Genomic DNA, 6,193 nt, shown 5'->3' with positions numbered 1-6,193 from the left:
CCCTGACGCTGTTCACGTCCGATATGGTAAGCCACCACCAGACCAGCCAGCAGCAGCATCGAAGCCAGCTCAACGGCCAGAACATAAGGACCAAACAGGCTGATGCCGACCGCTTTCGCGTCAATCATCGTGCCGTCAATGCCCTGATCGTTGATGGAGCGGATGGCGTAAATCATCACGCCCAGCAGCACAAGCGACAGGACGCCAGGTCCGATCCAGACGGTCGGTTTCAGCCACTCGCGTTCCTGCGCCTCTACGCTCTCACCGAGGTTCAGCATCATGACCACGAAGACGAACAGCACCATGATCGCACCGGCATAAACGATGATTTCCAGCGCACCGGCAAAGTAAGCCCCGAGCGTGAAAAACACCCCGGCAACCGCCAGCAGCGAGATGATCAGGTACAAAAGTGCGTGGACCGGGTTGGTATGGGTGATAACACGCAACGTTGTCAGCACCGCCACCAGTCCGCAAAGATAAAAAGCAAATTCCATGCCTGGCTCCTTAAGGTAACAAGCCCTTGACGTCGATAGGTTTGGCTTCGTTTTGCGCGTCGCCCTTGTCTTTTCCGTCGATCGCCATACCCGCCATCCGGTAAAAGTTATATTCCGGGTATTTACCCGGGCCGGAAATCAGCAGGTTTTCTTTTTCGTACACCAGATCCTGACGCTTAAACTCGCCCATTTCGAAATCTGGGGTAAGCTGAATCGCAGTGGTCGGGCAAGCCTCTTCACACAGGCCACAGAAGATGCAGCGCGAGAAGTTGATACGGAAGAATTCTGGATACCAGCGGCCATCCTGAGTTTCTGCTTTCTGCAGCGAGATACAGCCAACAGGACAGGCAACGGCGCACAGGTTACAGGCTACACAGCGCTCCTGACCGTCCGGATCGCGCGTTAACACGATACGGCCACGGTAACGTGGCGGCAGGTAAACCGGCTCTTCCGGATACATCATGGTTTCACGCTTGGCGAACGCGTTCATCCCAATCAGAAAGATACTGCGACACGTGGTGCCGAAGCCCACCACTAAGTCTTTTAATGTCATCGTCTCTACCCCTTACTGCGCGTTGTAAAGAATCACTGCGGCAGTTGCCAGCAGGTTCAACAGCGTCAACGGCAGACAAACTTTCCAGCCGAACGACATCACCTGGTCATAACGTGGGCGCGGTAACGCAGCACGGATCAGAATGAACATCATCATAAAGAACGCCGTTTTGATGGCGAACCAGATAACCGGTGGCAACCAGGGGCCGTTCCAGCCGCCGAAGAACAGCGTGACGATCAGCGAAGAAACCGTCACGATGCCAACATATTCGCCCACGAAGAACAGACCGAATTTCATCCCGGCATATTCAATGTGGTAACCGTCGGCCAGTTCCTGCTCAGCTTCCGGCTGGTCAAACGGATGACGGTGACAAACCGCTACACCCGCGATGGCAAAGGTCAGGAAGCCAAGGAACTGTGGAACGATATTCCACAAATGTTGCTGGCTGTTGACGATATCGACCATATTGAACGAACCGGCCTGCGCTACCACACCCATCAGCGACAGGCCGAGAAACACTTCGTAACTCAGGGTCTGCGCCGAAGCACGCATCGCGCCCAGCAGGGAGTATTTGTTGTTACTGGACCAGCCAGCAAACAGCACCGCGTAAACCGCCAGACCGGCCATCATCAGGAAGAACAGCAGACCAATATTCAGGTCCGCGCCCATCCAGGTAGAGGTCACAGGCACGATAGCCATCGCCAGCAGCAAAGAGGTGAAGGCAATCATCGGCGCCAGGGTAAAGATCACCCGGTCGGTAAACGGTGGCGTCCAGTCTTCTTTGAAGAACATTTTGATCATGTCCGCCACCAGCTGAAGCGAGCCGCCCCAGCCAACGCGGTTTGGTCCATAACGGTTCTGGAACAGACCAAGCAGACGACGTTCGCCGAAGCTCATAAAGGCGCCACAGCCCACGACCACAAACAGGATCACTAGCGCTTTACCTACGGCAATCAGCACATCGATAACTTCCGGTGTCAGCCAGTTCATTGTGCTGCCTCCTGCAGATTGTCAATGTTGGCACCCAGCAGGAACGGCGGGATACCCGGCAGACCTAATGGCAGACCAACCTGCCCTGCCTGCAACGTTTCAGAGAAACGCACTGGCAGACGAAGGGTTTCACCGGCACAGCTGAACTCGACTTCCGTTCCGGCATTGACGCCGAGGGTTGCCGCATCCGTCGGGTTGACCATCACATAGGCCTCAGGCATACGCTGTTGGATCACGCCGGAACGCTGAGTCATCTCTTCACTGCCAAACAGGTGGAAATAAGGCGCTACGCGGAAATTATTTGCCTGACCGGCAAAGACTTCTGGCACCGCATCAAACCAGTCCATCTGCGCATCGCCCGCTTCAAACAGACGCACGCCTGGATCGCCATTGCGCAGTTTGCCACCCACTTCGTCCTGGAACTTGTTCCACGCCTGTGGGGAGTTCCAGCCTGGAGCCCAGGCAAATGGGATCTGGGAACGGGCTGCAGACGGTTGGTTGTTCCCTTCCATGGAGAAGGCGAACATGGTGTCTTTATCCTGCGGCTGACGCGGTTCGTGCACGCTGATATTGGCGCGCATGGCCGTACGACCACTGGAGCGAGCCGGGGAACGGGCCAGTTTCTGCCCACGAATACGGAAGCTGGCATCCGGTGCCGCGTCCTTGATCCCGGCAAGCTGCGGCAGTGCCGCAATGCAGGCATCAATTACGTGATCGAGCTGAGTCCAGTCCGGCTGACGGCTGGTAATGGTGCTGGACAGCGAGTGCAGCCAGCGCCAGCTTTCCAGCATTTCAACGGTAGTGTCGTAGTAAGCCGGGTCATAAACCTGGAAGAAGCGCTGGGCGCGACCTTCCTGATTCACCACGGTGCCATCACTTTCCGCGAAGCTGGCCGTAGAGAGAATCAAACCGGCTTTCTCTGTGGTCGCTGTACGCTGGTGATCGATAACGATCACGTTTGAAACGTTGCTCAGCGCCGCGTCCACTTTAGCTTTAGGAGCCTGACGGTAGAGATCGTTTTCAAGCACGATAACCGCATCGGCAGCGCCGCTTTCCAGTTCATCCAGTGCCGTTTCCAGCGGATGGCCGCCAATCATGCCGAGGCCAACGCTGTTAGCCGCACCGGCCAGCAGCGTGATACCTACGTCAGATCCGCGTCCTTTCAGTGCTTTAGCAACGTTTGCCGCGGCCTGAATCATCGCTTCGCTACCGGCATGAACGCCAGAAATAATCAGTGGCTTTCTTGCCCCAGCCAGCGCCTGAACGATCACGTCAATTTTGCCAGCCAGCGCACGATCGATGCCGCTGACCGCAGGTGCCGTTTCGTCCAGCGCGTTAGCGACAGCAAAGCCTAAACGCGCCTGATCTTCCACCGGCGCGCAGTAAGTCCACGCGGCGATGTCATCCAGACGGGTTTTATCGACGTTAGTGACGAAAAGAGGATGTTTGGCGTTCTGACCGATGTTCAGGATCGCGGCGATCTGCCAGTCTGCCACTTTCTGGGCAGCGGCCATCTCACGGGATTTGCCTTTCACCGCCTGACGCACAGAGAGTGCCACGCGGGCGCCAACCTGAGTCAGATCTTCGCCCAGCACCAGCACCGCATCGTAGCTTTCAATTTCACGCAGCGCCGGGGTGTGGACACCACTGTCGCGCAGTACGTTCAGCATCAGCTCCAGACGCGCCTGCTCGGCTGCCGGAATACCAGTAGAGAAGTTTTCAGCACCCACCAGCTCGCGCAGCGCAAAGTTGCTCTCTACGCTGGCACGCGGTGAACCGATACCGATCACTTTTTTCGCCTGACGCAACACATCTGCCGCACCCTGCATGGCCTGATCCGCATTCAAGGCGATCCAGTCATCACCACGGCGCTGCATTGGCTGGCGCGGACGATCTTTCAGGTTAACGTAGCCATAGCCAAAACGACCACGGTCACAGAGGAAGTAGTGGTTGATCGCGCCGTTATAGCGGTTCTCAATACGGCGGATTTCACCATAACGCTCACCGGGGCTGGTGTTACAACCGATGCTGCACTGCTGGCAGATGCTTGGGGCGTACTGCATGTCCCATTTGCGGTTATAACGCTCAGAGTGCGTTTTATCGGTGAACACGCCGGTTGGGCAGACTTCGACCAGGTTACCGGAGAATTCGCTTTCCAGCGTGCCGTCTTCATGGCGACCGAAGTAGACGTTATCGTGCGCGCCATAAACGCCCAGATCCGTCCCATCCGCATAGTCTTTGTAGTAACGCACGCAGCGATAACAGGCGATACAGCGGTTCATTTCATGGGAGATGAACGGGCCGAGATCCTGATTACGGTGAGTACGCTTGGTGAAGCGGTAGCGGCGGAAGCTGTGGCCGGTCATCACGGTCATATCCTGAAGGTGGCAGTTACCGCCCTCTTCGCAGACCGGACAATCGTGTGGGTGGTTGGTCATCAGCCACTCCACCACGCTTTCGCGGAACTCTTTCGCTTCGCCGTCATCAATAGAGATGAAAGTGCCGTCGGACGCTGGTGTCATACAGGACATCACCAGGCGACCACGGGTATCTTCGGCATTCTGGAATTGCTTCACCGCACATTGGCGGCAGGCACCGACGCTACCGAGCGCCGGGTGCCAGCAAAAATAAGGAATATCTAAGCCGAGGGAGAGGCAAGCCTGAAGCAGGTTGTCCGCACCATCAACATCATATTCTTTACCGTCTACATGAATTGTAGCCATAGTGAACATGCTTCCGTAAGGCTCGTCTGAAACGAGCGTTAATCAATTCAAATCTGCAGTGTTACCAGCGAGCCTTTAACAGGTTTGGCTGGATACCGGCGATCGCGTGCGCATTGCTGTAGACCTGAGGCGCGATACCCGCCTCAAACTCTTCGCGGAAATATTTGATCGCGCTTTGCAGTGGCTCTACTGCACCTGGCGCGTGCGCACAGAAGGTCTTGCCCGGGCCAAGCTGACGGCAAAGTTGCAGCAGGGTTTCAATATCCCCCGGCTGTCCTTCTTTGCGCTCCAGCGCGCGGAGGATTTTCACACTCCACGGCAGGCCATCACGGCATGGCGTACACCAGCCGCAGGACTCACGGGAAAAGAACTCTTCCAGGTTACGCACCAGCGACACCATGCCAATTTCGTGATCGACGGCCATTGCCAGCGCAGTCCCCAAACGGCTTCCGGCTTTACCAATGCTGGCAAACTCCATCGGCAGGTCCAGGTGTGACTCGGTCAGGAAGTCGGTTCCTGCGCCACCTGGTTGCCAGGCCTTGAATTTCAGGCCATCGCGCATGCCGCCCGCATAATCCTCAAGAATTTCACGAGCCGTGGTGCCAAACGGCAGCTCCCAGACGCCTGGATTTTTCACCCGGCCGGAGAAGCCCATCATTTTGGTGCCGGTGTCATCGCTGGTTGAGATGCCTTTGTACCAGTCAACCCCGTTGGCAAGGATCGCCGGGACGTTAGACAGGGTTTCCACGTTGTTCACGCAGGTCGGCTTGCCCCATGCCCCTGCAGAAGCAGGGAACGGCGGCTTGGAGCGCGGGTTAGCACGGCGCCCTTCCAGCGAATTGATCAGCGCGGTTTCTTCACCACAAATGTAACGACCCGCACCGGTGTGAACGATCAGCTCGAAGTCAAAACCTGTTCCCAGGATATTTTTCCCCAGATAACCAGCTTCGGTAGCTTCAGCAATCGCCCGGCGTAAATTCACTGCGGCTTCGATGTATTCACCGCGCAGGAAGATGTACCCACGGTAGGTTTTCAGCGCGAAAGCGCTAATCAGCATGCCTTCTACCAGCTGATGCGGCATTTGCTCCATCAACAGACGGTCTTTATAGGTGCCCGGCTCCATCTCATCGGCGTTACACAGCAGGTAACGGATGTTCATGGATTCGTCTTTCGGCATCAGGCTCCACTTCAGACCAGTGGAGAAGCCCGCGCCACCACGACCTTTCAGGCCGGAGTCTTTTACCGCTGCCACAATTTCATCCTGTGACATTGTCTTCAACGCTTTGTCCGCACCGGCATAGCCGTTTTTGCTGCGGTATTCGTCAAAGAACACGGGCTGCTTATCGTCACGCAGACGCCAGGTCAGCGGATGCATTTCGGCAGTACGAATGATCTGTTTGAATGTCATTGATACTGCTCCAGTAAGTTGACGA

Annotated in this window: 5 protein-coding genes; all 5 read right to left on the bottom strand. The window is 56.3% G+C overall.

Annotated features, from left to right (window positions below; genetic code table 11):
- On the bottom strand, positions 1 to 494 hold a 494-nt coding region (gene nuoJ, locus WCC56_RS11575), incomplete at its 3' end, for an NADH-quinone oxidoreductase subunit J (RefSeq protein ID WP_424692515.1).
- A gap of 10 nt (positions 495 to 504) precedes the next feature.
- Positions 505 to 1,047 carry an NADH-quinone oxidoreductase subunit NuoI gene (gene nuoI, locus WCC56_RS11570; RefSeq protein WP_424692514.1) on the bottom strand — a complete coding sequence of 181 codons (543 nt, stop codon included), beginning with the start codon at positions 1,045 to 1,047 and terminating at the stop codon, positions 505 to 507.
- Positions 1,048 to 1,059: 12 nt separating this feature from the next.
- Positions 1,060 to 2,037 carry an NADH-quinone oxidoreductase subunit NuoH gene (gene nuoH / locus WCC56_RS11565; RefSeq protein WP_424692513.1) on the bottom strand — a complete coding sequence of 326 codons (978 nt, stop codon included), beginning with the start codon at positions 2,035 to 2,037 and terminating at the stop codon, positions 1,060 to 1,062.
- On the bottom strand, positions 2,034 to 4,760 hold the full coding sequence (nuoG, locus tag WCC56_RS11560; RefSeq protein ID WP_424692512.1) for an NADH-quinone oxidoreductase subunit NuoG: 2,727 nt from the start codon (positions 4,758 to 4,760) through the stop codon (positions 2,034 to 2,036). The genes nuoH and nuoG overlap by 4 nt, the downstream gene beginning before the upstream one ends.
- A 61-nt stretch (positions 4,761 to 4,821) precedes the next feature.
- Positions 4,822 to 6,168 (bottom strand): NADH-quinone oxidoreductase subunit NuoF, encoded by a 1,347-nt coding sequence (gene nuoF, locus WCC56_RS11555; protein WP_424692511.1) that lies wholly within the window; start codon positions 6,166 to 6,168, stop codon positions 4,822 to 4,824.
- Between the last annotated feature and the right edge of the window lie 25 nt (positions 6,169 to 6,193).

It is taken from the genome of Erwinia sp., from assembly GCF_049696395.1.
Lineage (GTDB): Bacteria > Pseudomonadota > Gammaproteobacteria > Enterobacterales > Enterobacteriaceae > Erwinia.
Note: the sequence above shows the minus strand (reverse complement) of the source record. Positions and strands in the feature narration are given on the sequence as shown.

Excerpts from the sequence above, each read along its gene's own strand:
- nuoF (WP_424692511.1), bottom strand. The coding sequence starts at position 6,168 with ATGACATTCAAACAGATCATTCGTACTGCCGAAATGCATCCGCTGACC.
- nuoG (WP_424692512.1), bottom strand. The coding sequence starts at position 4,760 with ATGGCTACAATTCATGTAGACGGTAAAGAATATGATGTTGATGGTGCG.
- nuoI (WP_424692514.1), bottom strand. The coding sequence starts at position 1,047 with ATGACATTAAAAGACTTAGTGGTGGGCTTCGGCACCACGTGTCGCAGT.
- nuoH (WP_424692513.1), bottom strand. The coding sequence starts at position 2,037 with ATGAACTGGCTGACACCGGAAGTTATCGATGTGCTGATTGCCGTAGGT.